This is a genomic window from Halospina denitrificans (genome assembly GCF_004364635.1).
GTDB lineage: Bacteria > Pseudomonadota > Gammaproteobacteria > Pseudomonadales > Oleiphilaceae > Halospina > Halospina denitrificans.
This window is the reverse complement of the sequence record NZ_SOAX01000001.1, coordinates 169,906-192,564: the sequence shown is the minus strand read 5'-3', so window position 1 is coordinate 192,564 and position 22,659 is coordinate 169,906. Positions and strand designations below refer to the sequence as shown.

Below are 22,659 nucleotides of genomic sequence, written 5' to 3'. Positions count from 1 at the left end.
AATCAGATCTGATAAAAGTGTCGCAGGTGCTCCAGAATCCGGTCGCTCTCATAGAGGCTGTTGTCCTGGTTCGGATCGACGAGATACGGAACCGCTACACGTCCGGTTCGAGCCAGAAGCTCACGGCGGTTGGGAGACGCGGGCTCGTAGTTCATGCCGACAGCTTCCCTCACCACCGGCAGCACGTAATCGCCCAGCGACGATTTACCGCAATTACGGACAACGTAGGGCAGTTGCAGCTCACATAATCGCTCGCGAACCACACGTGTGTAAGGGCTCGATTCAAAACTGTAAAGTTCAAGAAGGCGTGCGGGCCGACGGGCCGGTTTGGCATAAACACCAGCCCCGATGCGCGTGGCACTCGCCATTACCGATCGGATCTTGCCAATCGGTGCCCGCGCGGTCAGCCCCGGTCCGCCGCCACTGCCATACTGTCGCCAAAGATAGGCCACAATCCGGGTACTCTCCTGGAGTACCTCACCCTGGCCGGGATCAACCAACAAGGGGAAACGTTCCCGACCGCCGAGCTCCGCCGCCCGATTACGGAACCGATCCCCACCCTTGGGGCAGGGATAGATCACGGCATCCAGGTCGAGCTCGGTTAACGCTTCACGAACCAGTCGGCAATGGGGACAACCTTCCATATCATAAAGGTGCAGTAACTCCCTCGGCCTTTCCGTTTCCTGCACCCGCACCGATGTGCCACGCCAAAGTGCGCTTGTCGATGTTGTCAGCTGTCCCGCAAGTTTCAGCACCCGTTTCTCCCCCTATTGCAGCATATTCAGCCGCTCATCAAGGAACATATCCATTTCCGGCGCCAGTATGTGGACATACCGATCGAAATACAGGAACTGCTTGATCAACAGTGCAAACTCACGCGGGAAATGCAGCCCGTGATTTTCCCCGATCCGCACGAGGTCCATGAGCAGATCATTCACATCATCCTCGGTACGACCGGACAGTTCCGTGACATCCATATCCATCATTTCAATATCCGGAGGCACAACCGCATCCATATGTTCCTGGAGCCCGGAGAGGTCACGGGCCAGGGCGGAAACATCCACACCTTCCCGGGTTACCCCGATGCGCGTCATCGCGTCCGCCATCTTCTCAAAGTCCGCGCTCATCAACGCACCCATGAAATCGGAGACGGCCGTCCAGGTATCCGGCTTGATCCGCCCAACGATCCCGAAATCAATAAAGCCAACCCGGCCATCCTCCAGCACCATCAGGTTCCCGGCATGCACATCCGCATGGAAAAAATCGCACTGCGTCAGACTCGCGAACCAGGTGTTCATCGCGGTAATCAGCGTGCGTTCCGGATCATCACTGTAGCGCCGGATCGAATCCAGATCGGTCAGTGACACCCCCTGGAAGCGCTCCATCGTCAGAACCCGCCGGGTACTCAAATCCCGGTATACCGCCGGAACGGTGGCTTCCGTGTTGCCGGTGCGATCGAGGAATTCCCGGAACGCTTCCAGGTTATTCGCTTCCTGCACAAAATCGCACTCTTCCATCATGGTCCGCTGGATTTCCTGGATAACGCCGGACATGGAGGTCCAGGCCAGCTTCGGCGCCAGTGTTTCCACTATCCGGGCCGATACATAGAGAAAATTCAGGTCGGTAAGCAGGATAGTGGAGACACCGGGTTTCTGGATCTTAAGTACTACTTCCTCCCCGGATTTCAGGCGCGCGCCATGGACCTGTGCAATCGAGGCCGACGCCAGCGGCGTCCGGTCAATCCGGGTGAACTCAGTATCGACCGCAGAACCCAGCTCTTCTCTGAGTATCCCCTCCATCACGGAATAGGGAAGCGGTCGTGTCTGATCCAGGCAGTGCTGGAATTCCTCCACATATTCCCGGGGAAAAAACGTCGGCGAAGAGGCAATAAATTGCCCCAGCTTCACATAGGTCGCTCCGAGGCGTTCGAAGGTATCCCTTACCAGATGGGGCGTCGAGGGTCTGTCCCCACGAAGCCACCGAACCCCCTGGCCACCGACAACCGCCGCTGTCTGGCCAATCCGGAACGCGCCCTTGATCCCATCACCAATCATCTGCGCCGGGTTCTGGCGCAGCCCTTCAACTACCGGGCGCTGAGGGCCCGATTCCCTGTTCACATCAATGCTTTCCAGTGCCGTGTTCATCGTCTGTTTCTCCATGGATTAAAGCCGCATCGGCATTACCACGTAAAGATTGTCGTCTGTGCCCGTGCTTTCAATCAGCGCACTGGCATTCGAACCGGAAAGGACAATCCTCACCTGGTCTTCCCGTATCACATTCATTACGTCAATCAGATAACCAACGTTGAAGCCAATCTGCAACGGCTCCCCATCGTAGGCTACCGACATGGTGTCTTCAGCCTGTTCCTGATCCGGATTATTGGCATAAACATGCAACTGACCCGGTTCCAGCTCAAGCCTGACACCACGGATATTTTCATGGGACAGGATTCCCGCCCGCTGAAGGATGCTCTTAAGCGTCTCGCGGTCCGCAATCACCGTCTTGTCGCCACCCTGGGGAATAACGCGGTTGTAGTCCGGGAAGCGTCCTTCGATCAGTTTCGAGGTGAAGGTATACGCACCCAGGGTCGCGCGGATATGACTGCTGCCAATGGTCAGCGCCACCGGATCCTCGCTGTCGTCAAGCAGGCGAATCAGCTCCTGAACCCCCTTTCTCGGTACGATGATCTGGCGCGGTGTATCGAGATAGGTAGGAGTGGGAAGGTTACCCATCGCCAACCGGTGGCCGTCCGTTGCAACCGCTCGCATATTGTCATCGCCAATCTCAAGAAGCAGCCCATTCAGGTAATAGCGCACATCCTGCTGGGCCATGGCAAAGGCAGTGCTGCTCAGCAGTGAATGGAATTCACGCTGCTCCAGATTCAGAGTGAAGCTGTCCTCATCGTCCTCAACATTGGGGAAATGATCAGCTGGCAGCGTTGCAAGGGTAAACTGACTTGCTCCCGCACTGATCTTCATGCGGTCGCCTTCCAGTGCCAGGGTTACATCCGCTGCCTCGGGCAATGACCGGCAGATATCAACCAGTTTGCGTGCCGGTACCGTGACACGCCCGGTCTGGCTTACTTCCAGATCCGTCAGGGTGGCGACAAGCTCCACCTCCATATTGGTCCCCGTCAGGGTCAGGGCATCATCGTCAACCGCCATCAGCACATTGGACAGAACGGGCATGGTCTGTTTCTTCTCAACGACGCCGGCAATGGGCTGGAGCGGTTCAAGCAGGGATTCGCGACTGATACGGATTTTCATGGTCTTGTGATTTGCCTGGTTCAGCGAATGAATGGAAGTTGTTGAGGTTTTGGTTTTCAGGTTGTCAGCAAACGCAGGAAGTTCTGGTAATCCTCACGTATATTGGCATCAGACTCCTGCAGCTCCTCGATCTTCTTGCAGGCGTGGAGAACCGTCGTATGGTCACGCCCCCCGAAGGCATCACCGATTTCGGGGAGACTGTGACTGGTCAGCTCCTTGGCCAGTGCCATCGCCATCTGGCGGGGGCGTGTGATCGTCCGGGTGCGACGCTTGGAATGCAGATCCGCCACCTTCATCTTGTAGTACTCTGCCACGGTCCGCTGAATATTGTCGATGCTCACCTGCTTCTCATGCAGCGCCAGGAGATCCTTGAGGCTCTCGCGGATGAAAGCAGGGGTAATCTCCTGGCCGGTGAAGTGTGAGTTGGCAATCACCAGTTTCAGCGCACCCTCCAGCTCCCGAACGTTGGAGCGGATCTTCTGGGCAATAAAGAAAGCGGCTTCATTGCTGAGGTGGACGCGCGCCTGCTCGGCCTTCTTCATGATGATCGCTACCCGGGTCTCGAGTTCCGGCGGTTCGACCATCACCGTCAATCCCCAGCCGAAACGCGATTTGAGGCGCTCCTCCATGTTCACAATTTCCTTGGGGAAGCGATCGCAGGTCAGGATGACCTGCTGTCCACCCTCAAGCAGCGCATTGAAAGTATGGAAGAACTCTTCCTGCGAACGCTCCTTGCCAGCAAAGAACTGGATGTCATCGATCAGCAGCGCGTCGAGTGAGCGGTAAAAACGCTTGAAATCATTAATCGCATTGAGCTGGAGCGCCTTGACCATGTCCGCCACGAACCGTTCTGAGCGCAGATAGGCCACCTTGGCCCCGGGGTTGCGCTTTACGATTTCATTACCCACAGCGTGCATGAGGTGGGTCTTACCAAGCCCTACGCCGCCATAGAGGAAAAGCGGGTTATAGGACCCCCCGGGGTTCTCTGCGACCTGGCTCGATGCCGCCTTGGCCAGCTGGTTGGATTTCCCCTCGACAAAGGTGTCAAAGGTGAACTGCTGGTTGAGAAAGGTCTCGTTATGCTGCACCCCGCCTTCAACATTGACCTTCCGGCGTTCCTGCTGACGCCCCGGTCCCCTCCGGTCCAGCCTGTCAATGTGCAGCTCTTCCCCGGCGCGCTCATCCGCAATGTTGAGCTCTGAGTCATTCACCGCGGGGGCGCTCTCACCACCTTCGATCCCGTCCGGGGTGTCTATCGCCGGATCCCCGCTGCGGCTGCGCGTATCCGGATCCCGACGCGCCCCCGTCCCAGCCTGATTGAGCCGGCTCTGCCCATGAGTGCGGCCATTTCCACCGGATCGACCGGCTCGGGCCTGCTGCTCATTCGCAGAGCCCACACGCACTTCAACCTTGAGGTTCAAAGACCCGTTGATTTCCCGGATCACTTCCTCGATGCGCCCCAGATACTTCTGACTCACCCAGTCCCGCACGAACCGATTCGGCGCAAGCAGTACCAGAGCACCGCCATCATCCCGCGACTGCAATGGCCTGAGCCAGGTATTGAACTGCTGGGAAGGGAACTCATCCTGTAACAGTTCCAGACACTGCTGCCAGATTTCCTGCGGCACGGTTTCGACCTCGTCCATTTTATTCTTGTTGAACCAAACACCCGGTGGGCAAGACTGGACATTCTACCCCCGCAAGCCCCCCCTTGAAAGCCCCGAAAACGAGGATATAAACACCATGTGGATAACTTTTATCCCTACACACAGAATCTTACAGACTTAAAAACAGAGTGGTGCACAAAATTACAATCAGCACGCTTCACAAATAGTTATCCACAGATCCATGTGGGTTCCCCGTGCACAGACCATCTTCAAACCGGTGCATAACCCTGGTATGAAATCGACCGATTCCAGTCACCCCTGCTTATCAAGTTTTACTCCCTGGCTTATCACCCGCTTTCCCCGCAGCTATCAACAGGTTCATGCTTTACGTATCCAACTGATCAAAAAGTATTAAAACCGCCTATCCACAGAAAACCGCCTGCCTAATAGTAATAACAACAGTCTTTTTATTCCTTAAAACATAAAAACTGATAGTAATTATGACTGCGGCTGGGAAACCCCAGGAAAAGCCAGACAGGCATTGAATCAATCCGCTAAATTGAATAGAATCCCGCTCCCCGGCCAAACGTTTCTCCGGACGATTTGAGAAACCGGCCGTGATGACCCGATAAATGCAAGTTCTGACAGGACCATCAAGATGAAACGCACCTTTCAGCCCAGTGTTCTCAAGCGTAAACGGGCTCACGGCTTTCGTGCCCGCATGGCCACCCAGAATGGACGGCAAGTAATCGCCCGGCGTCGCGCCAAGGGCCGTAAGCGTCTGAGCGTCTGATTCCCCGTAATCATTGACGCACGACAACCGGTTTCCACGTCAGGCGCGACTGCTGAACAGCCGCGCGTACACCCAGGTTTTCAGTGATGTACAGTTCAAGACGGGAAATCGACACCTGTTGATGCTGGCGACACAAACCAGGGCACCTGAACCCAGCCAGTCAAGGCTGGGTATCATAGTGGCGCGCAAACACCTCAAGCGCGCCGTTGACCGGAACCGGATCAAACGTCTTGTGCGTGAATCCTTCCGTCACAGGCAGAATGACATTCCCAGTCTCGATGTCATTGTCCTGGCCCGGCCTGGTATTGGAACGCTTGATAATCAGCAGCTCTATCAGCAACTGGACCGACTCTGGAGTAAGCTCAGTCATCAGGTCGATTCAACCAGTCTCTGAAGCGGCGGGAATATCAGCCATGCGTTGGTTTTTGCTCTGTCTTATTCGCGTTTACCAGTATGGCATCAGTCCTGTCTTCGCCCCCCACTGTCGTCATATTCCCAGCTGCTCCGAGTACGCTCTGACTGCCATTGAGCAGCATGGCGCGATCCGGGGTGGCTGGCTTGCCCTGAAACGCCTGGGTAAATGTCATCCCTGGGGATCTTCCGGATTTGATCCGGTGCCCGAGGCCGACAATGAAGCCTCCCACTGCACCCATTCATGCAACAGGATGCGATGAACTATGGATATCCCACGAGTTGCGATCTGGCTTGGTCTCGGTATCGTTGCCTACCTCCTGGTCATGGCCTGGAACGAGGACTATGGCCAGCAACCGGTCGCTGATCGCGAGCAGCCCACAGAAATGGCGCCAGCGAGCAATGGTGATACCGCGGACGCCAATGGCGCCGAACCGCCGACCGCGGACACCGAGGATTTTGATCTGCCTGAATCCGGGGATTCCACCGATGACCAGGCGATGACAGGCCCTGAGGAGACGGATGGCACTCAGGTTCCCGGTGATGACACTGAAACTGTCCGGGTCGAAACGGATGTCCTGGATCTGCGCATCAACCTGAAAGGCGGGCAGATCACCCAGGCCTGGTTGCCGGAGCACAAGCGAACGCTTAAATCCGACGAACCCCTTCAGTTGCTCAGCAATGACTCTGATCTGACCTATATTCTGGAAAGCAGCCTGATCGGCCGTGATGGCCCTGATGCCTCGGGTGGTGCCCCTGTCTACGAAGCGAAAAGTTCGAGTTATGAACTGAGCGAAGGTGAGGATGAACTCGTCGTTGATCTGCACCATGAAATGGATAATGGCGTTGTCATCACCAAGCGTTACCGTTTTGAACGGGATCGTTATGAGGTAAAGGTCAGTTATCAGATCCGCAATAATTCAGACCAGCCCTGGTCTGGCAACTTCTCCGGCAAGATTGTCCGGGATGAAAGCGAGGATCCAACCGGTCAGCGCATCGTTGGCGTCCGTGCGTTTCTAGGCATGGTTCTGAGTACACCCGACGACCCTTATACGAAATATGATTTCAGTGACCTTAAGGAGTATCCGGTCAACAAGACCGTTGAGGGCGGCTGGATCGCCTTCCTCCAGCACTATTTCATGACCGCCTGGATACCTCCCCAGGAGACGACCCACCGGTATCAGAAACGGGAACGGGGCAACCTCAATGTCATGGGCTTCGTAAGTCCGGCCACAACGGTTGAGCCCGGCGGTGAGGGTGAGGTTTCCTCCAGCCTCTATCTCGGGCCCAAGATTATTGAACGGCTTCAGGGTATCGCGCCCAATCTGGACCGCACCGTGGACTTCGGCTGGCTGTTCTTCATCTCCCAGCCGCTGTTCTACATCCTGGACTGGTTCCACAGCATCGTTGGCAACTGGGGTGTCGCCATCATCCTGCTGACGGTCGTGGTTAAGCTGGCCTTCTATAAGCTTTCTGCGACCAGTTACCGCTCCATGGCGAACATGCGCCGGGTCGCGCCGGAACTCCAGCGGATCAAGGAACTCCACGGGGACGACAAGCAGAAGCTCTCCCAGGAGATGATGAATCTCTACAAGAAGGAGAAGATCAATCCCCTTGGGGGCTGCCTGCCCATACTGGTGCAGATGCCCGTGTTCATCTCCCTGTACTGGGTTCTGTTCGAAAGCGTGCAGTTGCGCCATGCGCCCTTCATGCTGTGGATCAACGACCTGTCGGTGATGGATCCCTACTTCATCCTGCCGATCCTGATGGGCGGCTCCATGTTCCTGCAGATGCAGCTGAACCCGACGCCGCCGGATCCGGTCCAGGCCAAGGTGATGAAGATCCTTCCGATCATGTTCACCTTCTTCTTCCTGTGGTTCCCGGCAGGCCTGGTGCTCTACTGGCTGAGCAACAACGTCCTGTCGATGGCGCAGCAGTTCTGGATCTACCGCCAGATCGAGAAAGAGCAGGCCAAGCCTGCCAAGAGCTAGGCTGCGGATCCCATGGACAACGGTGGCGATCAGGACACCATTGCGGCACTGGCGACACCACCGGGACGCGGTGGTGTCGGTGTCGTCCGGATCTCCGGCCGCCTGGCCCCTTCCCTGGCACTTGCCTTTCTGGGGTATGAACCCAGCCCGCGCCATGCGCATTACGGGCCTTTCCTGGATGATGACGGCAATGTGATCGACGAGGGCATCGCCCTCTATTTCCCAGCGCCCCATTCCTTTACCGGTGAACACGTTCTGGAACTGCAGGGTCATGGCGGCCCGGTCATCATGGATCGGCTCCTGCAGGTATCCACCAACCGGGGCGCCCGTCTCGCCCGTCCTGGCGAATTCTCGGAAAGGGCCTTTCTGAACGATAAGCTGGATCTGGCCCAGGCTGAGGCTATCGCGGATCTGATTGAGAGCAGTTCGGAACAGGCGGCCCGCTGCGCTGTGCGTTCTCTCCAAGGGGCCTTCTCCCGGGTGGTTGAGCAACTCATCGATTCCCTGACCCGTCTCAGGATCTATGTGGAAGGCGCCATCGATTTTCCGGATGAGGATGTGGATTTCCTGGCCGATGGTCACGTGGCCGAGGACCTGGCTCGGTTGCTGGAACAGCTGGACCATACCCTCTCCGAGGCCCAGCAGGGCTCACTGCTGCGTGAGGGCATGCGGGTTGTGATCGCCGGGCGACCCAATGCGGGTAAATCCAGTCTGCTCAACGCCCTATCCGGCGAGGACACCGCCATTGTCACCGCCGTGGAAGGCACGACCCGGGATGTCCTGCGCGAACAGGTCCAGATTGACGGTATGCCCGTCCACGTTATCGACACGGCTGGCCTGAGGGACAGCGGTGACGAGGTGGAGCAGATCGGCATTGAGCGGGCCTGGCGGGAGATCGAACAGGCCGACCGGATCCTGCTGCTTGTCGACAGCACGCTTACCGATGAGGTGAACCTGGATCGCCTCCAGACGGGCCTGGACCGGCGCCTTCCCGAAGGCGTTCCTGTAACCGTGATCCGGAGCAAGACGGATCTGAGTGGTGAGTCCCCGGGCTATTCCGAATCCTGTGAGGTGCCCATCATCGGGGTTTCTGCGCATACCGGCGATGGCATCCCGATTCTGCGTGAGCATCTCAAGGACTGCATGGGGTTCCAGACCGCCTCGGAAGGCGGATTCATGGCGCGCCGCCGGCATATTGATGCTCTCAACCGCGCACGGGATCTGGTCATACAGGGCCGGGAACAGCTCCGCGATTATGGCGCCGGGGAGCTCCTGGCCGAGGATCTGCGCCAGGCCCAGGACGCATTGGGTGAGATCACTGGCGCAATGACTGCCGATGATCTTCTGGGGGAGATTTTCAGTTCGTTCTGTATTGGTAAGTGAGTGTATCGAACGGCTTACACCTGTTACGGCAATGATTTATACTCTCGGCGCTTTAATACACGTGGCTGGCTGTTACGCCACACAGGAGGATTGGAATGAATGACCGAGTACCCCGTGAAACAACGGACAGAGCCTTCCAGAGCTATGGGCGGTGTTGCAATGATGAGGCCTTTTTCGAGGACTTCTACAATATCTTCATGAGTAAATCCGGCGAAATCCGCGCCATGTTCACCAGTACCGATATGGCTGAACAGCGCCGGCTTGTTCGTGCCGGGCTCATGTGGTTGATCATGTACGCGCGTGGTTCCCAGGGCGCCAAGATTGACTATCTTGCACGCACTCATGATCGCAGTAATATGGATGTTGATCCCGCCTGGTACACCGTCTGGGTCGACGCGCTAATGGAGACCCTGGCACGTCACGATCCTGAGTTTGACCGCAGCCTTGAAATGGCCTGGAGAGAGACCCTCAAGCCGGGTATTGAGGCAATGAAACAGAGCTATGAGACTGTTCAGTAACTGTTCTGCCCTTTGATGGGGCCGACAAGCCGGAGCACGGACGTCAACGCCAGCAACAGGGCAAGTAAGGGGCCAAAAGGCTGGTTCATCAGCAATGCGATAAAGAATGCAAGCAGATACACGCTGGCCCCGATAATCGCTGACAGCCAGAGCCCGTGTTTCCAGCTCCGGACCAGTCCGAAGGCTACCCAGGCTGGCACAAAGAACAGTGCAAAGGCGGGCAGCGCACCGATTGCCAGTGTCCCCAGTACCACAGCCGGCACCAGAAGTACGACGAACAGAAGTTCATGGTGCCAATTGGTCCGGCCATTGGCTGCATAGTAATCCGGGAAAAAGCGCTGTATCAGGAGCCGTCGATTCAGCCAGTGCAGACTGAGTAGAAAGCCCGCAAGTGTAATCAGCGCTCCCACCAGATGCCCGGCGGTGCTGAAATAGAGCTGGCCGCGCAGCAGCCCCTCGCTGATTACCTCTCCCTGGTTGGTGTTTGCCGCCAGAAACAGGGCTCCGGCCCACCCCAGTACCAGCATCAGAGCAAACTGGCTGTTGCCCATACGTGCAATCAGGGCGTTTGCAAGCGCTGCCAGGGTGGTGGCGACTGTAGCTGTGAGCGTTGTAGGTAGGCCCAGCGGCAGCCCAAGCACACTACCGGCGGCGGCGATGTGTGAAAAACCCAGTGCTGCCAGCCACTCACCACGCAGGCGCAGGTAACAACCAAGCAATGGCAGCAATACGGCCAGAACCAGTCCTGTCAAAAAGGGCAGGATAAACAGTTCGCGAAGCGTGGCTATATCGATCCCGTCCATCAGGCCAGCTCCACCAGCCGTGTGCAGTGCCTGCTAAGAAAACTCTGTTCATGGCTGACCAGCAGGATACTGCGGTCCGACCCAACGCAATCCATGAGGCCGGACAGCGCTTCAATGGCCTGGACATCCAGGTTATTGGTCGGTTCATCCAGAATCACCAGGTTGCTGTTGCTTCCGAGGCAGGCACAGCTCTGGAGAAACTGAAACTCACCGCCGCTGAATTCTGACAGGGGTTTATCCAGGAGCGGCGTAAGAAGCAACGGCATAGCACTCAGGTCCACTTTGAATAAAGCCAGCAGTTCCCGTCCCTTCAGGGGGAGTTCCGGCGGTAATTCAGGCCGTTGACGATGGTGGGCTACTGAAAGGTCGGGCCTGCGTTCAATGGTCCCCGAAAACACCCTGGCTACCCCGGTCAGTGCCTTGAGCAGGGTAGATTTACCAGCGCCGTTGGGCCCGGAGAGGCCGAGGATCTCCCCGGGCATGATCTCAAAGGATACTGGCCCGACGATCGGCCTTCGATAGCCCGCGCAGACCGATTTGAAGCGCGCCAGGGTCAATGCTTGAGTATCGCTGTTCAACGGGAGATAGCCTCAACCCAACGATCAATCAACTCGAAATAGGCTTTCTGGTCGCTGCCCGGTTGCACCTGGCTGGACAGCTGATGGTGTGGCCAGCCCAACTGCCTCTGAATGAATTCAGCGGCCCGGGACGGCTGAAAGTCGGTGTAGAGTACCACAGCTTGCTTTCCCTTAAGATCCTGAACCAGGCCGGAGAGGTGTTTCCCCGTTGGTGCGATGCCCGGAAGCGGTTCCAGGTACCCAAGGATGGTCACATCGAGGCGTTCCATCAGGTAATCGGCATCCTTGTGATAGAGCAGAACGCCAGGTGCATCCTCCGTTCTTTCATGCCATTCCGTCATCCGGGCATTAACCTCGGACTGGAAGCCCTGAGCACGGGCGCGGTAATCGGACCCATTGCCCGGGTCCAGCTCGCTGAGGCGATCCGCAAGTGCGTTACCCACTTCGGCCATCCGAACCGGGTCCAGGTAGAAATGTGGGTTACCCTTTGTATGCACATCACCCTGGGAACGGTCCGCGGCCTGATTCGTCTGGATCAGGTCCGTATGCTGCGCGCCGGAAAAATACCCGGGCTGGCCCCCGCGTATACCGGCATTGCCCGCATTCTGTATTGCCACGGGCAACCAGCCTGCTTCCAGATCAGCGCCCACGGACACCACCAGATCCGCATTGCGCAGCTGCGCCATCATGCTTGGGCGCGCTTCCAGATAATGAAGGTCCCGATCCGGAGGTGCCAGTACCTCCACTGCGACATGTTCGCCTCCAATCGCGCTGGCCAGCATGCCCAGGTTGGGAGCGGTGGCTACGACCTGGAGTTTCGCCTGAGCAGGAAGGCTCATGATGATCACTAGAAGCGTAAAGATGCTTTTTCTCATGCTGACTCCTGTTTTCCGTTTGCTTGTCCGCTGACTCCGTTCAGAACCGGTGAGCCCCGTGCGCACCCAGGCTCAGGTTATACTGGAGCATGAACTGCCAGGCATTTTCTGAAGGGCCTCCTGCATGACCCTGATCCGGGTCCAGATAGGCAAGCTGCGTCCGGAAGCGGGAGAATTCAGTGGGCGAATAGCTGAGCTGCCCGGTGTAGCGGAAGGAGGTGCCCGCCTCTTCCCGCTCCGTGCCTTCGAATACCTTGTTGGCCATCCCAATGGCATCCAGCCGCAGGCCGGCATCCCAGCGGCCAGCGATAGCGTAGAGCCCCTGGACATAGGCGCCGTCCTGCTTGGGCCGCAGTGTCTGTGGTGTACCAACAGCGTCGAAATGATCGTTGTTGGGTGTGAACTCCTGGAATTCCAGGTCCCGGGCGCGGATCAGGTATTCGGCTTGGAGCTTGAAGTCGCCCCGCCCACCGGGCCCCGGGGCGTCGTACTTGTAGACGGTATCCACGCCGGCAAACCAGCTGTCCCCCTGAAGGATCTCCACATTGCCCTCGTGTTCGTGGCGCTGCTGGAAGGCATCGGTAAAGCCACCGGAGATTCCCAGCTGCAGGGCATGGTCATACCCGAGGTTGGGTGCATAGGTGGCAAAGGCGGTTACAAGCCGAGGGCCTGTCGAGGCCTCCAGACCAGGTTCAACGTCACCCAGTTGGTTGGCAACGCCTTCGTTTTCCCCTTCCAGAATCTCCACCCCCAGCCGGGTGTACTGGGCGGTAGGTGCGACCCAGGCGAGCTGGACACCGGTTTCATTCAGCCCTTCGTCGCCGAAAAGGAACTTCCGCATCCAGGGCTGGTCCACGAAATCCCAGCTGTGAGGATGCTGGCGATTGATGTAACCCACGTCACTGAGAAACTTACCCGCCTTGATCCGGAAACCCGCCGGCAGCGCCGTGGTCAGTACATAGGCTTCCTCGAGTTCCACGCCCTCGTCACCGATGGCAGCCGTAACGCTGGCATCCAGGTAGGGATCAATGGACCCGGAGATGGCCACTTCGGTTTCCCTGAGCTGGAAGCCCTCCTCGACACCATGACCGTGTTCCTCATTGCCGTGGTCCCCGTGTTCGGCCTCATTACCTTCGCCAAAACCCGCAGGAGCGTCGGTCTTGCGGCTGAAATTGCCATAGATGCCATCGAGGATTACTGAAATGGCGGGATTGAACTGGTTCCCGTTGATAATGAGGGGACTGGTGTCTTCCGTGCTATTGCCCTGCTGGGCCCAGGCTGGCGCATTCAGCAATGAAACAGCCAGAATCGGTGTGAGCCGCTGTCTGGTATTCATGGGTCTTTCCCTTTTAGGAATGGAATTTCTGTTATCTGGTATTGCCCCTGGCGTTGATTAAAAATGTTATAACATAACTTTTAAAAACGCAAGAAAGGGTCTGCTCGATGGGTTATCTGGACCCGAAAGGATGGGGTCCCTCTTGAGGGGACCCGAGGGGATCAGTAATCGAACGCGAAGTGGTCGTTATCCAGCTTCATCAGGGTTTCGCTCGGGCTGAGCATGCTCTCGGCATGGCCCTGGGCCCGGGGCAGCATCCGTTCAAAGTAGAACTCCGCGGTGGCGAGCTTGGCCCGATAGAAGTCCTCGCTCTGCGCACCACCCTGGCGCAGTCCCTGCTGTGCCGCGACGGCCATGCGGGCCCACATGAAAGCCATGTAGACATAGCCGCTGTACATCAGGAAATCATTGGCGGCGGAAGACACCATATCCCGATCCTTGCGCGCCATGACCATCAGCCTGAGGGTAAGCCAGTTCCACTGGGCCGCCAGCCTGAGCAGCCGCCAGCAGTAGTGACGCACGGCCTTGTCGCCCAGGTGCTTGCGGGCGAAGTTGCTCATGCGCAGGGTAAAGTCACGCACCGCACCGCCCTGGGTCATCAGCAGGGTCTTGCGGCCGAGCAGATCCAGTGCCTGTATGCCGGTGGTGCCTTCGTAGAGGGTGGCGATGCGGGTATCGCGGACAATCTGCTCCATGCCGTGTTCCTTGATGTAGCCATGCCCGCCAAAGACCTGCATGCCGAGATTGGTCGCCTCGTAGCCCATTTCCGTCAGGAAGCCCTTCAGTATCGGGGTCAGGAAACCGAGCTTGTCGTCATACTGATCCGCTTGCTTCTCATCCTCCTCGATGTAGGCACAGACCATGTGATCCGCGAATTGCGCGGCATCATAGAGCATGGCCCGACCACCTTCGGCCACCGCCTTCTGGGTCAGCAGCATACGGCGCACGTCAGCGTGGTACATCAGGCTGTCGGCGACCTGGTCCGGCTCCTTCTTGCCGGAGAGCGCACGCATGGAGCGGCGTTCCTTCGCGTAAGCCAGGGCGTTCTGGTAGGAAAGCTCGGCCGGGCCCACGCCCTGTATGGCGGTACCGATACGGGCGGTGTTCATGAAGGTGAACATGCACTCCAGGCCCTTGTTCTCTTCGCCCACCATGTAGCCCCTGGCGTCGTCGAAGTTCATGGTGCAGGTCGCGGAGGCCTTGATACCCATCTTCTCTTCCAGCGCACCCACGGAGACGCCGTTGGCGTCACCCGGGTTGCCCTGTTCGTCGGGCAGGTACTTGGGCACGATGAACAGCGAGATGCCCTTCGTGCCCTTGGGGGCTTCCGGCGTGCGCGCCAGCACGATGTGGACGATATTCTCGGCCATGTCATGGTCGCCGGAGGAAATGAAGATCTTGGTGCCGGTTACCCGATAGGAACCGTCCTCCTGGGGCACGGCCTTGGTGCGGACCTGGCCCAGGTCGGTGCCGCACTGGGGTTCGGTCAGGCACATGGTGCCGGTCCAGCGGCCTTCGGTCATGGGGGTGAGATAGGTCTGGCGCTGGTCCTCGTGGCCGTGCAGCTGGAGCGTGTTCATGGCCCCCATGGAAAGGCCGGGATACATGCTGAAGGGCCAGTTGGCGGTCCCCATCATTTCCTGTTTCATCAGGCCCAGGGAGGCAGGCAGGTTCTGACCGCCATACTCTTCCAGGCTGGACAGTCCCTGCCAGCCGCCGGCGACGTATTCCTCATAGGCTTCCTTATAGCCGGCCGGTGTTTTCACCCCGCCGTCCACCAGCTTGCAGCCTTCCTCGTCGCCACTCTGGTAGAGGGGGAAGAGTGTGTTCTCACAGAATCTGGCGCACTCGCCCAGAATGGCGTCCACCATATCCGGGGTGGCCTCCCCGCCATTGCTCAGGGATTGGTAGTGGCTTGGGTAATCGAAAACCTCATTGAGCAGAAATTTCACGTCAGTCAGGGGCGCTTTGTAGCTTGCCATGACAATCCCTCCAGTATGATTGCTTATGCCACTAGTGTTACCAAAAACGATTGTTGGACCATTGACGGGGTGTACAGTTGTGTACGTCACTGCGGCCACCCAATGATCTCCGTGCCATGGCATCACGTATCCATAAGGTGTATGGACCGGAGAAAGGCTGACACCATGACGACACCCCTGATCAATCGTTTCGGAATCGTCGCACTGTTGTTGTTGCTGCCACTTGTCACGTCATGCTCGGGGCCGCGACTCAACGACTACGAGGGGGAAACCCCGAAACTGGTTCCGAGTGAGTTCTTCCAGGGGGAGCTGAGCGCCCGTGGCGTGGTCAAGAATCGTTCGGGAACGGTCATCCGCACCTTCGACGCGACCATTGATGCCAGTTGGGATGAGAATGGCGTCGGCACTCTGGACGAGGTGTTCAAATACAATGACGGGGAAACGGATACCCGGGTCTGGACCCTTGAGCCCCGTGATGGTGGCTACCACGCCACTGCCGGCGATGTGACCGAGCCCGGTTTCATGGAATTTTCCGGCAATGCCATCCATATGAATTACGTGCTGGAAGTGCCCTATGGCGATGGCACCATCAACGTGCGCATGGATGACTGGATGTACGCGGCAACGCCGGATACCGTCATCAACGAAACGGAAATGACTTATTGGGGTTTCCGGGTGGGTGAGGTGGTTCTTGTGATCCAGAAGCAATGACGGGCCCGGCCTGTGTTGACAGGCACCACTTGTGGATAAGTGTGTCAATAAGTTTTGGAAACGATTGTATAAATTTCATAAAAATGATTTAAATCAATACACTAAATTGCTTTTGGTGGAAAATTAGCCGACAGGCAGTTGTGGAAAATTTTTTGATAAGCATTTAAGCATTCAGCCGTAAGCTCATGTAATCCCCACTCAAACGCCCGTTTGATCAAAAAATGCCCACCTGCCCTGCACAGATTTCCGCCAAGCGGTTATACTGTGCGGTTCATTCAGTGGCTCCCGAATACCGAGGTTCAGTGTGGATTATCCCAACAGCTACGACGTCATCGTCATTGGCGGCGGCCATGCCGGCACCGAGGCGGCGCTGGCAGCGGCGCGCATGGGCTCGAGCACCCTGCTGCTGACGCACAACATCGAGACACTGGGCCAGATGTCCTGCAATCCGGCCATCGGGGGCATCGGCAAGAGCCATCTGGTCAAGGAGATCGATGCGCTCGGCGGGGCCATGGGCCACGCCACGGACCGCGCGGGTATCCAGTTCCGCACCCTGAACGCGCGCAAGGGGCCGGCCGTACGCGCCACCCGCGCCCAGGCGGACCGCGTCCTGTACAAGGCCGCCATCCGTGAGATGCTGGAGAATCACCCGAACCTGACTCTCTTCCAGCAGGGCGCCGAGGATCTGATCGTCGAGGGCGAGGAATGCCGGGGCGTGGTCACCCAGACCGGCATCCGCTTCCATTCCAGGACCGTGATCCTGACCACGGGGACCTTCCTGGGCGGCGTGATCCACCTGGGCATGCAGAACCAGTCCGGCGGTCGCGCCGGAGACCAGGCCACGATTGGCCTGGCGCAGCGCCTGCGCGAACTGCCCTTCAACGTGGGCCGGCTCAAGACGGGCACGCCGCCGCGCATCGACGGCAAGACGGTGGATTTCTCCGTGATGGAGGAACAGTGGGGCGACGATCCCAGGCCGGCCATGTCCTTCATGGGCTCCCCCACGGAGCACCCTGAACAGCGCTGCTGCTTCATCACCCGAACCACGGAACAGACCCACGAGATCATCCGCGGCGGTCTCGACCGCTCGCCCATGTTCGCGGGCGATATCGAGGGCATAGGCCCCCGTTACTGCCCCTCCATCGAGGACAAGGTGCACCGCTTCGCGGACAAGGACTCTCACCAGATCTTCGTGGAGCCGGAAGGGCTGAACACGCACGAACTCTACCCCAATGGCATCAGCACCAGCCTGCCCTTTGATGTGCAGATCGAGGCGGTGCGCACCATTCCCGGTTTCGAGAACGCGCACATCACCCGGCCGGGCTACGCCATCGAGTACGATTTCCTGGATCCACAGGACCTGCGCCATACCCTGGAGACCAAGTTCATCACCAACCTCTGGTTCGCCGGGCAGATCAACGGCACCACCGGCTACGAGGAAGCCGGGGCCCAGGGGCTGCTGGCCGGCATCAACGCCGCGCTGCGGGCCCAGGAGCGCGAGGGCTGGTATCCGCGCCGGGACGAGGCGTACCTGGGCGTGCTGGTGGATGACCTCATCACCATGGGCACCAAGGAGCCCTATCGCATGTTCACAAGCCGTGCGGAATACCGGCTGATCCTGCGCGAGGACAACGCCGACCTGCGCCTGACCGAGACCGGCCGCAACCTGGGGCTGGTGGATGACGAGCGCTGGCGGCGTTTCAATGAGAAGCGCGAGGCCATCGAGACCGAGCGCCAGCGCCTGGACACCACCAAGGTCAGTCCATCCTCGGAGCAGGCAGGTATTGCCAACCAGTACCTGCGCAGCCCCATGAAGGACGGCATGTCGCTGTCCGACCTGCTGCGCCGGCCGGAGATCCAGTACGAACACCTGGTGGAAATCAGCGGTGAACGGGCCGACGACGAGACGGTATCGGACCAGGTGGAGATCCAGATCAAGTACGAGGGCTATATTTCCCGTCAGCAGGCGGATATCGAACGCCTTCGCCAGAACGAGAACCGGCCCCTGCCGGTGGACCTGGACTATGATGCCGTGGGTGGGCTTTCCAACGAGATTACCGAGAAGCTCAAGGCGGTGCGGCCCGAGACCATCGCCCAGGCTTCGCGCATCCAGGGCGTGACCCCCGCGGCCGTGTCCCAGTTGCTGATCCACCTGAAAAAGCGGGATATGAGCCGGCAGGAAAGCGCCTGAATGGACGGGGAGCGACAGGAACTGACGCGTGGTGCCGAGCGGCTCGGCGTGGCACTGGACGAGCCCACCACCGACCGGCTCCTGACCCTGCTGGACCTGCTCGAGAAGTGGAACCGGGCCTATAATCTAACGGCGGTGCGCGAGCGCGGTGCCATGTGTTCTCGCCACCTGCTCGACAGCCTGAGCCTGGCGCCGCTGGTCCAGGCGGAGCGGATTCTGGATCTGGGTGCCGGCGGTGGCTTTCCGGGGCTGGTGCTGGCATTGCACTCGCCGCATCGAGAGGTGACACTGATCGACAGTAATTCCAAGAAGACCCGTTTCCTGACCCAGTGCAAACTGGAGCTGGGACTGGATAATGTCACGGTGGTGCATTCGCGGGTGGACGATTACAGTGTCCGGGAACCCTTTGAGCAGATCACCAGCCGGGCCTTTGCATCACTGGCGGAAATGATCCCCATGGCGGCGCACCTGCTGGCCAGGGACGGGGAGTACCTGGCAATGAAGGGCCCCGAAGCCATGGAAGAAGCCAGTCTGATACCATCCGGCTGGACGCTGGCCGAAAACCGGCGGGTCGAAATACCGGGTGTGTCGGCCGAGCGCCGCCTGCTCCGCATCCGGCGGCATCATGCGGGAGATTCCGCGACCGAGACAGGAGATTGATCATGGCGCGTATCGTGGCGGTTACCAACCAGAAGGGCGGCGTGGGCAAGACCACGACCTGCGTGAACCTGGCGGCATCACTGGCGGCGACGAAGCGCCGCGTGCTGCTCGTCGACATGGACCCCCAGGGCAACGCCACCATGGGCAGCGGGCTGGACAAGAACCAGCTCCAGGTCAGCGGCTTCGACGTCCTCACCCGCCGCCACGACGCTGCCGATGTCTGCACCGAGGCCCCCGAATCCGGATTTGACGTCCTCCCGGCCAACGGCGACCTCACTGCCGCCGAAGTCGAACTGATGAACGAAATCGGCCGCGAACACCGCCTGCGCCTCGCGCTCAAGCCGTTGCGCGAGATCTACGACTACATACTCATCGACTGCCCGCCGGCCCTGAACCTGCTCACCGTCAACGCCCTGGCCGCCGCCGACAGCGTGCTCATTCCCATGCAGTGCGAGTACTATGCCCTGGAAGGGCTGGCCGCGCTGATGAACACCATCGAACAGATCCAGGAAACCGTGAATCCCGGGCTGGAAATCGAGGGTATACTGCGTACCATGTACGATCCCCGAAACAGCCTGACACTGGACGTATCCCGGCAGCTCAGCGACTACTTCGGCGACAAGGTCTACTCCGCCGTCATCCCGCGCAACGTACGGCTGGCGGAAGCGCCGAGCTACGGCATGCCGGCCCTGCGCTACGACCGCGCCTCCAAGGGGGCGATTTCCTATCTCGCCCTCGCGGGGGAAATGGTCCGGCGCAATGGGAGCCAGAAGCAAGCGGGGGCAGTGGCTGTCTGATAATTGGCAGGATGTTGAAGAAGCGGGCGGGGCTCCCTCTTCAGGGATCCTCTGGAGCCATGGATGGCGGAAGGGAGCGTACATGGAGGTATTCACAGCGTATCCCTGAAGAGGGAGCCCCGCCCGCTTCCGGCACAATGTTTTAGCCGGTTTTCCAAATACTAAAAGGGTGAATAACAACCATCATGGCATCGCGCAAACGCGGACTCGGCCAGAGAGGGCTCAATGCCCTGCTCGAAGGCTCCCGGACCAACCTTGAAGACACCCCGGATCCCGCGCTGGATGCCGAACTGCGGGAACTGCCCCTGGACCTGATCCACCGGGGCCGCTATCAGCCGCGCCGGGACATGGACGAGGAAGCCCTGCAGGAGCTCTCCGACTCCATCAAGCAGCAGGGCGTCATGCAGCCCGTGGTGGTTCGCCCCCTCGACAACGGCGAATACGAACTGGTCGCCGGTGAGCGCCGCTGGCGTGCTACCCAGATGGCCGGCCTCGAACGCATTCCGGCCCTGATCCGACAGGTCCCAGACGAAGCCGCCATTGCCCTGGGCCTGGTTGAGAACATCCAGCGCGAGAACCTCAATCCCATCGAGGAGGCCGGCGCCTTTTACCGCCTGCAGGAAGAATTTGGTCTGACCCAACAGCAGGTGGCCGATGCCGTGGGCAAGTCACGCACCACCATCACCAACCTGCTCCGACTCATGGGCCTGACGGAAGAAGTGCGCGTCATGCTCGAGCATGGCGATCTGGAAATGGGCCATGGCCGGGCGCTTCTGGGCCTGCCCGTGGAGCAGCAGGCTCCGGTTGCACGCCAGGTAGTGAGCAAGTCACTGTCCGTGCGCCAGACCGAGGCGCTGGTCCGCAAGGCCCTTGAAGCCGGAAACACCGGAGAGAAAGCGCAGCAGGTCAAGCGTGAGGATCCGGATATCCGTCATCTTCAGGACCGTCTGGCAGACCGTCTGGGAGCCCGGGTTGCCATTAATCATGGCAAGCGCGGCAAGGGCAAGGTGGTGATTGAATACAGCAGTCTGGATGAGCTTGACGGAATCCTGGACCACATCAAGTAAGGCCGTGACCAGGATTCGTTCGGATTTTCATCCAATTTTATTGATCCTGAACCGTCAAAGCCCTATAATCTGCCCCGCTTTACCAACGGCCGACAAGGGTTAGCATCGTTTGAACATGCAGCGGCCACCGGTGGGCCGGCTCCTTCTTCTGCAGCTCGCAATACTGCTGCTGGTCAGTGGCGGCTGCCTGATCGAGTCGCCGGTCAGTGCCCGTTCGGCACTGTTTGGGGGGTTGGCTTACTACATCCCCAACAGCCTTTTTGCGTTGCGCTACTTCCAGCATCGAGGCGCGCGCCAGGCCGGGGCCGTATTCGCCGCCATGATGGCCGGCGAAATGTTCAAACTGACATTAACGGCCGTACTGTTCGCAGCCACATTGCTGCTGATCCGGCCAATCAGCGGTCCAGCCCTTTTTCTGGGGTTTGGCACCATGATTCTGAGCCACATGCTGACGCCACTCGTGTTCAGTAGAGTCGCACACCGATGACAGGGCGAGAGTAGAACATGGCAGGTGAATCTCCCAAGGAATACATACAGCACCATCTGACAAACCTGACTTACGGCAAATTGCCGGCAGGCTTTGAACGTGCGGATGGAAGCGTCGTTGAACAGGCGACATGGACGCTGGCCCAGTCCGGTGCAGAAGCACGGGCCATGGGTTTCATGGCGCTTCACGTCGATACCCTTTTCATGTCTGCTCTGATGGGACTGATCTTCATCTGCCTGTTCCGTTTCGTGGCCAAGCGTGCCACCAGTGACCAGCCCGGCGGCCTCCAGAACATGGTGGAAATGGTGGTTGAGTTCACCCAGAACCTGGTGAGCGGCACTTTCCACGGCAGAAACCCGCTCATCGGCCCAATAGCGCTGACGGTTTTTGTCTGGGTCTTCCTCCAGAACTCCCTGAAGCTGATTCCGGTTGATTATATTCCGTACCTGACATATTCAGCCGGCATTGAGTACACCAATATCGTCCCGACCACTGACCCGAATGCCCCTTTCGGCATGGCGATCGGCGTTTTCCTTCTGGTGCTTTTCTACAGCATCAAGGTTAAGGGTGCTGGTGGTTTCGCCAAGGAACTGTCCTTCTCGCCCTTCAATCACTGGTCCATGACCTGGTTCAACCTGGTTCTGGAAACCGTGGCGCTGGTGGCCAAGCCCTTCTCGCTGGCACTGCGGCTATTCGGGAACATGTATGCTGGCGAAGTTATTTTCATCCTGATCGCGTTGCTGCCATTCTGGATCCAGTGGACGCTCCAGGTGCCATGGCTGATCTTCCACATACTGGTAATCACGCTCCAGGCATTCATCTTTATGGTACTCACGATCGTGTATCTGAGTATGGCCCATGAAGAGCATTAACCATCAAATTTTGATGACCCTTAACCCTTAAACCGTCGTTAAATCAGGAGTCGTTATGGAACTCGTAATCATCGCCGCTGCAATCATGATCGCCTCTGGTGCCCTGGGTACAGCCGTCGGCTTTGCCCTGCTGGGTGGTAAGCTGCTGGAAACCACGGCACGCCAGCCGGAAATGGCCGCTGAGCTGCAGACCAAAACCTTCATCATGGCGGGCCTGCTCGACGCAGTATCCATGATCGGTGTGGGTATTGGCTTGTACCTGATCTTTGTTGTTGCGTAACACCGGATGTGGATTGGGGTGGCCTTTGAAGGTTGCCCCGGCGTCCCGAAA

The 22,659-nt window shown here is 58.6% G+C and carries 23 protein-coding genes; 14 read left to right on the top strand and 9 right to left on the bottom strand.

The window, feature by feature from the left end; genetic code table 11:
* Positions 1 to 2: 2 nt before the first annotated feature.
* The 4 genes from DES49_RS00885 to dnaA form a co-directional block, all read right to left on the bottom strand.
* On the bottom strand, positions 3 to 755 hold the full coding sequence (locus tag DES49_RS00885) for a glutathione S-transferase N-terminal domain-containing protein (RefSeq protein WP_243864784.1): 753 nt from the start codon (positions 753 to 755) through the stop codon (positions 3 to 5).
* Positions 756 to 767: 12 nt separating this feature from the next.
* A complete protein-coding gene (locus DES49_RS00880; protein WP_133734998.1) occupies positions 768 to 2,054 on the bottom strand; it encodes an ABC1 kinase family protein in 1,287 nt (428 codons plus the stop codon).
* Between the two features lie 108 nt (positions 2,055 to 2,162).
* Positions 2,163 to 3,266 (bottom strand): DNA polymerase III subunit beta, encoded by a 1,104-nt coding sequence (dnaN, locus tag DES49_RS00875; RefSeq protein WP_133734503.1) that lies wholly within the window; start codon positions 3,264 to 3,266, stop codon positions 2,163 to 2,165.
* Between the two features lie 56 nt (positions 3,267 to 3,322).
* Entirely contained in the window at positions 3,323 to 4,912 is a 1,590-nt protein-coding gene (gene dnaA / locus DES49_RS00870) for a chromosomal replication initiator protein DnaA (RefSeq protein WP_133734502.1), read from the bottom strand.
* 619 nt (positions 4,913 to 5,531) lie between these two features.
* Between dnaA and rpmH the strand changes: the two genes are divergently transcribed.
* The 6 genes from rpmH to DES49_RS00840 all read left to right on the top strand — a co-directional run bounded on the left by rpmH (position 5,532) and on the right by DES49_RS00840 (position 9,969).
* Complete coding sequence (gene rpmH, locus DES49_RS00865; protein ID WP_133734501.1) at positions 5,532 to 5,666, top strand: 50S ribosomal protein L34; 135 nt, start codon at positions 5,532 to 5,534, stop codon at positions 5,664 to 5,666.
* 13 nt (positions 5,667 to 5,679) lie between these two features.
* A complete protein-coding gene (rnpA, locus tag DES49_RS00860) occupies positions 5,680 to 6,060 on the top strand; it encodes a ribonuclease P protein component (RefSeq protein WP_133734500.1) in 381 nt (126 codons plus the stop codon).
* 19 nt (positions 6,061 to 6,079) lie between these two features.
* Positions 6,080 to 6,340, top strand: coding sequence for a membrane protein insertion efficiency factor YidD (yidD, locus tag DES49_RS00855; protein ID WP_208296997.1), 261 nt, complete (start codon positions 6,080 to 6,082; stop codon positions 6,338 to 6,340).
* A 3-nt stretch (positions 6,341 to 6,343) separates the two neighbouring features.
* Positions 6,344 to 8,068: a membrane protein insertase YidC gene (yidC, locus tag DES49_RS00850; protein ID WP_133734498.1), complete on the top strand. Its 1,725-nt coding sequence runs from the start codon at positions 6,344 to 6,346 to the stop codon at positions 8,066 to 8,068.
* 12 nt (positions 8,069 to 8,080) lie between these two features.
* Positions 8,081 to 9,451 carry a tRNA uridine-5-carboxymethylaminomethyl(34) synthesis GTPase MnmE gene (gene mnmE, locus DES49_RS00845; RefSeq protein ID WP_133734497.1) on the top strand — a complete coding sequence of 457 codons (1,371 nt, stop codon included), beginning with the start codon at positions 8,081 to 8,083 and terminating at the stop codon, positions 9,449 to 9,451.
* Positions 9,452 to 9,546: 95 nt separating this feature from the next.
* Complete coding sequence (locus DES49_RS00840; RefSeq protein WP_133734496.1) at positions 9,547 to 9,969, top strand: globin; 423 nt, start codon at positions 9,547 to 9,549, stop codon at positions 9,967 to 9,969.
* Here DES49_RS00840 and DES49_RS00835 read toward each other — a convergent pair.
* From DES49_RS00835 to DES49_RS00815, 5 genes are all read right to left on the bottom strand, one after another.
* Complete coding sequence (locus DES49_RS00835; RefSeq protein WP_133734495.1) at positions 9,963 to 10,772, bottom strand: metal ABC transporter permease; 810 nt, start codon at positions 10,770 to 10,772, stop codon at positions 9,963 to 9,965. The two genes, DES49_RS00840 and DES49_RS00835, sit on opposite strands and share 7 nt — an antisense overlap.
* Positions 10,772 to 11,350, bottom strand: coding sequence for an ATP-binding cassette domain-containing protein (locus DES49_RS00830; protein ID WP_243864781.1), 579 nt, complete (start codon positions 11,348 to 11,350; stop codon positions 10,772 to 10,774). Before DES49_RS00830 ends, DES49_RS00835 begins: the two co-directional genes overlap by 1 nt.
* Positions 11,347 to 12,225, bottom strand: a complete 879-nt coding sequence (locus DES49_RS00825; RefSeq protein ID WP_133734494.1) for a metal ABC transporter substrate-binding protein — start codon at positions 12,223 to 12,225, stop codon at positions 11,347 to 11,349. The genes DES49_RS00830 and DES49_RS00825 overlap by 4 nt, the downstream gene beginning before the upstream one ends.
* A 40-nt stretch (positions 12,226 to 12,265) precedes the next feature.
* Positions 12,266 to 13,561: a zinc-regulated TonB-dependent outer membrane receptor gene (locus DES49_RS00820; protein ID WP_133734493.1), complete on the bottom strand. Its 1,296-nt coding sequence runs from the start codon at positions 13,559 to 13,561 to the stop codon at positions 12,266 to 12,268.
* A 161-nt stretch (positions 13,562 to 13,722) separates the two neighbouring features.
* Positions 13,723 to 15,543 (bottom strand): acyl-CoA dehydrogenase C-terminal domain-containing protein, encoded by a 1,821-nt coding sequence (locus tag DES49_RS00815; RefSeq protein WP_133734492.1) that lies wholly within the window; start codon positions 15,541 to 15,543, stop codon positions 13,723 to 13,725.
* A gap of 165 nt (positions 15,544 to 15,708) precedes the next feature.
* Here DES49_RS00815 and DES49_RS00810 point away from each other — a divergent pair, with 165 nt between their 5' ends.
* The 8 genes from DES49_RS00810 to atpE all read left to right on the top strand — a co-directional run bounded on the left by DES49_RS00810 (position 15,709) and on the right by atpE (position 22,608).
* Positions 15,709 to 16,254, top strand: a complete 546-nt coding sequence (locus DES49_RS00810; protein ID WP_133734491.1) for a DUF3833 domain-containing protein — start codon at positions 15,709 to 15,711, stop codon at positions 16,252 to 16,254.
* Between the two features lie 304 nt (positions 16,255 to 16,558).
* On the top strand, positions 16,559 to 18,445 hold the full coding sequence (gene mnmG, locus DES49_RS00805) for a tRNA uridine-5-carboxymethylaminomethyl(34) synthesis enzyme MnmG (RefSeq protein ID WP_133734490.1): 1,887 nt from the start codon (positions 16,559 to 16,561) through the stop codon (positions 18,443 to 18,445).
* Positions 18,446 to 19,105: a 16S rRNA (guanine(527)-N(7))-methyltransferase RsmG gene (gene rsmG, locus DES49_RS00800; RefSeq protein ID WP_133734489.1), complete on the top strand. Its 660-nt coding sequence runs from the start codon at positions 18,446 to 18,448 to the stop codon at positions 19,103 to 19,105.
* 2 nt (positions 19,106 to 19,107) lie between these two features.
* On the top strand, positions 19,108 to 19,902 hold the full coding sequence (locus DES49_RS00795; RefSeq protein WP_133734488.1) for a ParA family protein: 795 nt from the start codon (positions 19,108 to 19,110) through the stop codon (positions 19,900 to 19,902).
* A 185-nt stretch (positions 19,903 to 20,087) separates the two neighbouring features.
* Positions 20,088 to 20,969 (top strand): ParB/RepB/Spo0J family partition protein, encoded by an 882-nt coding sequence (locus DES49_RS00790; RefSeq protein ID WP_133734487.1) that lies wholly within the window; start codon positions 20,088 to 20,090, stop codon positions 20,967 to 20,969.
* Between the two features lie 115 nt (positions 20,970 to 21,084).
* On the top strand, positions 21,085 to 21,456 hold the full coding sequence (locus tag DES49_RS00785) for an ATP synthase subunit I (protein WP_133734486.1): 372 nt from the start codon (positions 21,085 to 21,087) through the stop codon (positions 21,454 to 21,456).
* A gap of 17 nt (positions 21,457 to 21,473) precedes the next feature.
* Entirely contained in the window at positions 21,474 to 22,328 is an 855-nt protein-coding gene (gene atpB, locus DES49_RS00780; protein ID WP_133734485.1) for a F0F1 ATP synthase subunit A, read from the top strand.
* 55 nt (positions 22,329 to 22,383) lie between these two features.
* On the top strand, positions 22,384 to 22,608 hold the full coding sequence (gene atpE, locus DES49_RS00775; RefSeq protein ID WP_077529949.1) for a F0F1 ATP synthase subunit C: 225 nt from the start codon (positions 22,384 to 22,386) through the stop codon (positions 22,606 to 22,608).
* Positions 22,609 to 22,659 lie beyond the last annotated feature (51 nt).

Bases quoted from the DNA above. Each gene is read 5' to 3' on its own strand.
- DES49_RS00815 (WP_133734492.1), bottom strand. From the start codon at position 15,543: ATGGCAAGCTACAAAGCGCCCCTGACTGACGTGAAATTTCTGCTCAAT.
- DES49_RS00810 (WP_133734491.1), top strand. From the start codon at position 15,709: ATGACGACACCCCTGATCAATCGTTTCGGAATCGTCGCACTGTTGTTG.
- rpmH (WP_133734501.1), top strand. From the start codon at position 5,532: ATGAAACGCACCTTTCAGCCCAGTGTTCTCAAGCGTAAACGGGCTCAC.
- dnaN (WP_133734503.1), bottom strand. From the start codon at position 3,266: ATGAAAATCCGTATCAGTCGCGAATCCCTGCTTGAACCGCTCCAGCCC.
- atpB (WP_133734485.1), top strand. From the start codon at position 21,474: ATGGCAGGTGAATCTCCCAAGGAATACATACAGCACCATCTGACAAAC.
- DES49_RS00880 (WP_133734998.1), bottom strand. From the start codon at position 2,054: ATGATTGGTGATGGGATCAAGGGCGCGTTCCGGATTGGCCAGACAGCG.
- DES49_RS00840 (WP_133734496.1), top strand. From the start codon at position 9,547: ATGAATGACCGAGTACCCCGTGAAACAACGGACAGAGCCTTCCAGAGC.
- yidC (WP_133734498.1), top strand. From the start codon at position 6,344: ATGGATATCCCACGAGTTGCGATCTGGCTTGGTCTCGGTATCGTTGCC.
- DES49_RS00835 (WP_133734495.1), bottom strand. From the start codon at position 10,772: ATGGACGGGATCGATATAGCCACGCTTCGCGAACTGTTTATCCTGCCC.
- mnmE (WP_133734497.1), top strand. From the start codon at position 8,081: ATGGACAACGGTGGCGATCAGGACACCATTGCGGCACTGGCGACACCA.
- dnaA (WP_133734502.1), bottom strand. From the start codon at position 4,912: ATGGACGAGGTCGAAACCGTGCCGCAGGAAATCTGGCAGCAGTGTCTG.
- atpE (WP_077529949.1), top strand. From the start codon at position 22,384: ATGGAACTCGTAATCATCGCCGCTGCAATCATGATCGCCTCTGGTGCC.
- DES49_RS00785 (WP_133734486.1), top strand. From the start codon at position 21,085: ATGCAGCGGCCACCGGTGGGCCGGCTCCTTCTTCTGCAGCTCGCAATA.
- yidD (WP_208296997.1), top strand. From the start codon at position 6,080: ATGCGTTGGTTTTTGCTCTGTCTTATTCGCGTTTACCAGTATGGCATC.
- DES49_RS00795 (WP_133734488.1), top strand. From the start codon at position 19,108: ATGGCGCGTATCGTGGCGGTTACCAACCAGAAGGGCGGCGTGGGCAAG.
- DES49_RS00825 (WP_133734494.1), bottom strand. From the start codon at position 12,225: ATGAGAAAAAGCATCTTTACGCTTCTAGTGATCATCATGAGCCTTCCT.
- DES49_RS00790 (WP_133734487.1), top strand. From the start codon at position 20,088: ATGGCATCGCGCAAACGCGGACTCGGCCAGAGAGGGCTCAATGCCCTG.
- rsmG (WP_133734489.1), top strand. From the start codon at position 18,446: ATGGACGGGGAGCGACAGGAACTGACGCGTGGTGCCGAGCGGCTCGGC.
- DES49_RS00820 (WP_133734493.1), bottom strand. From the start codon at position 13,561: ATGAATACCAGACAGCGGCTCACACCGATTCTGGCTGTTTCATTGCTG.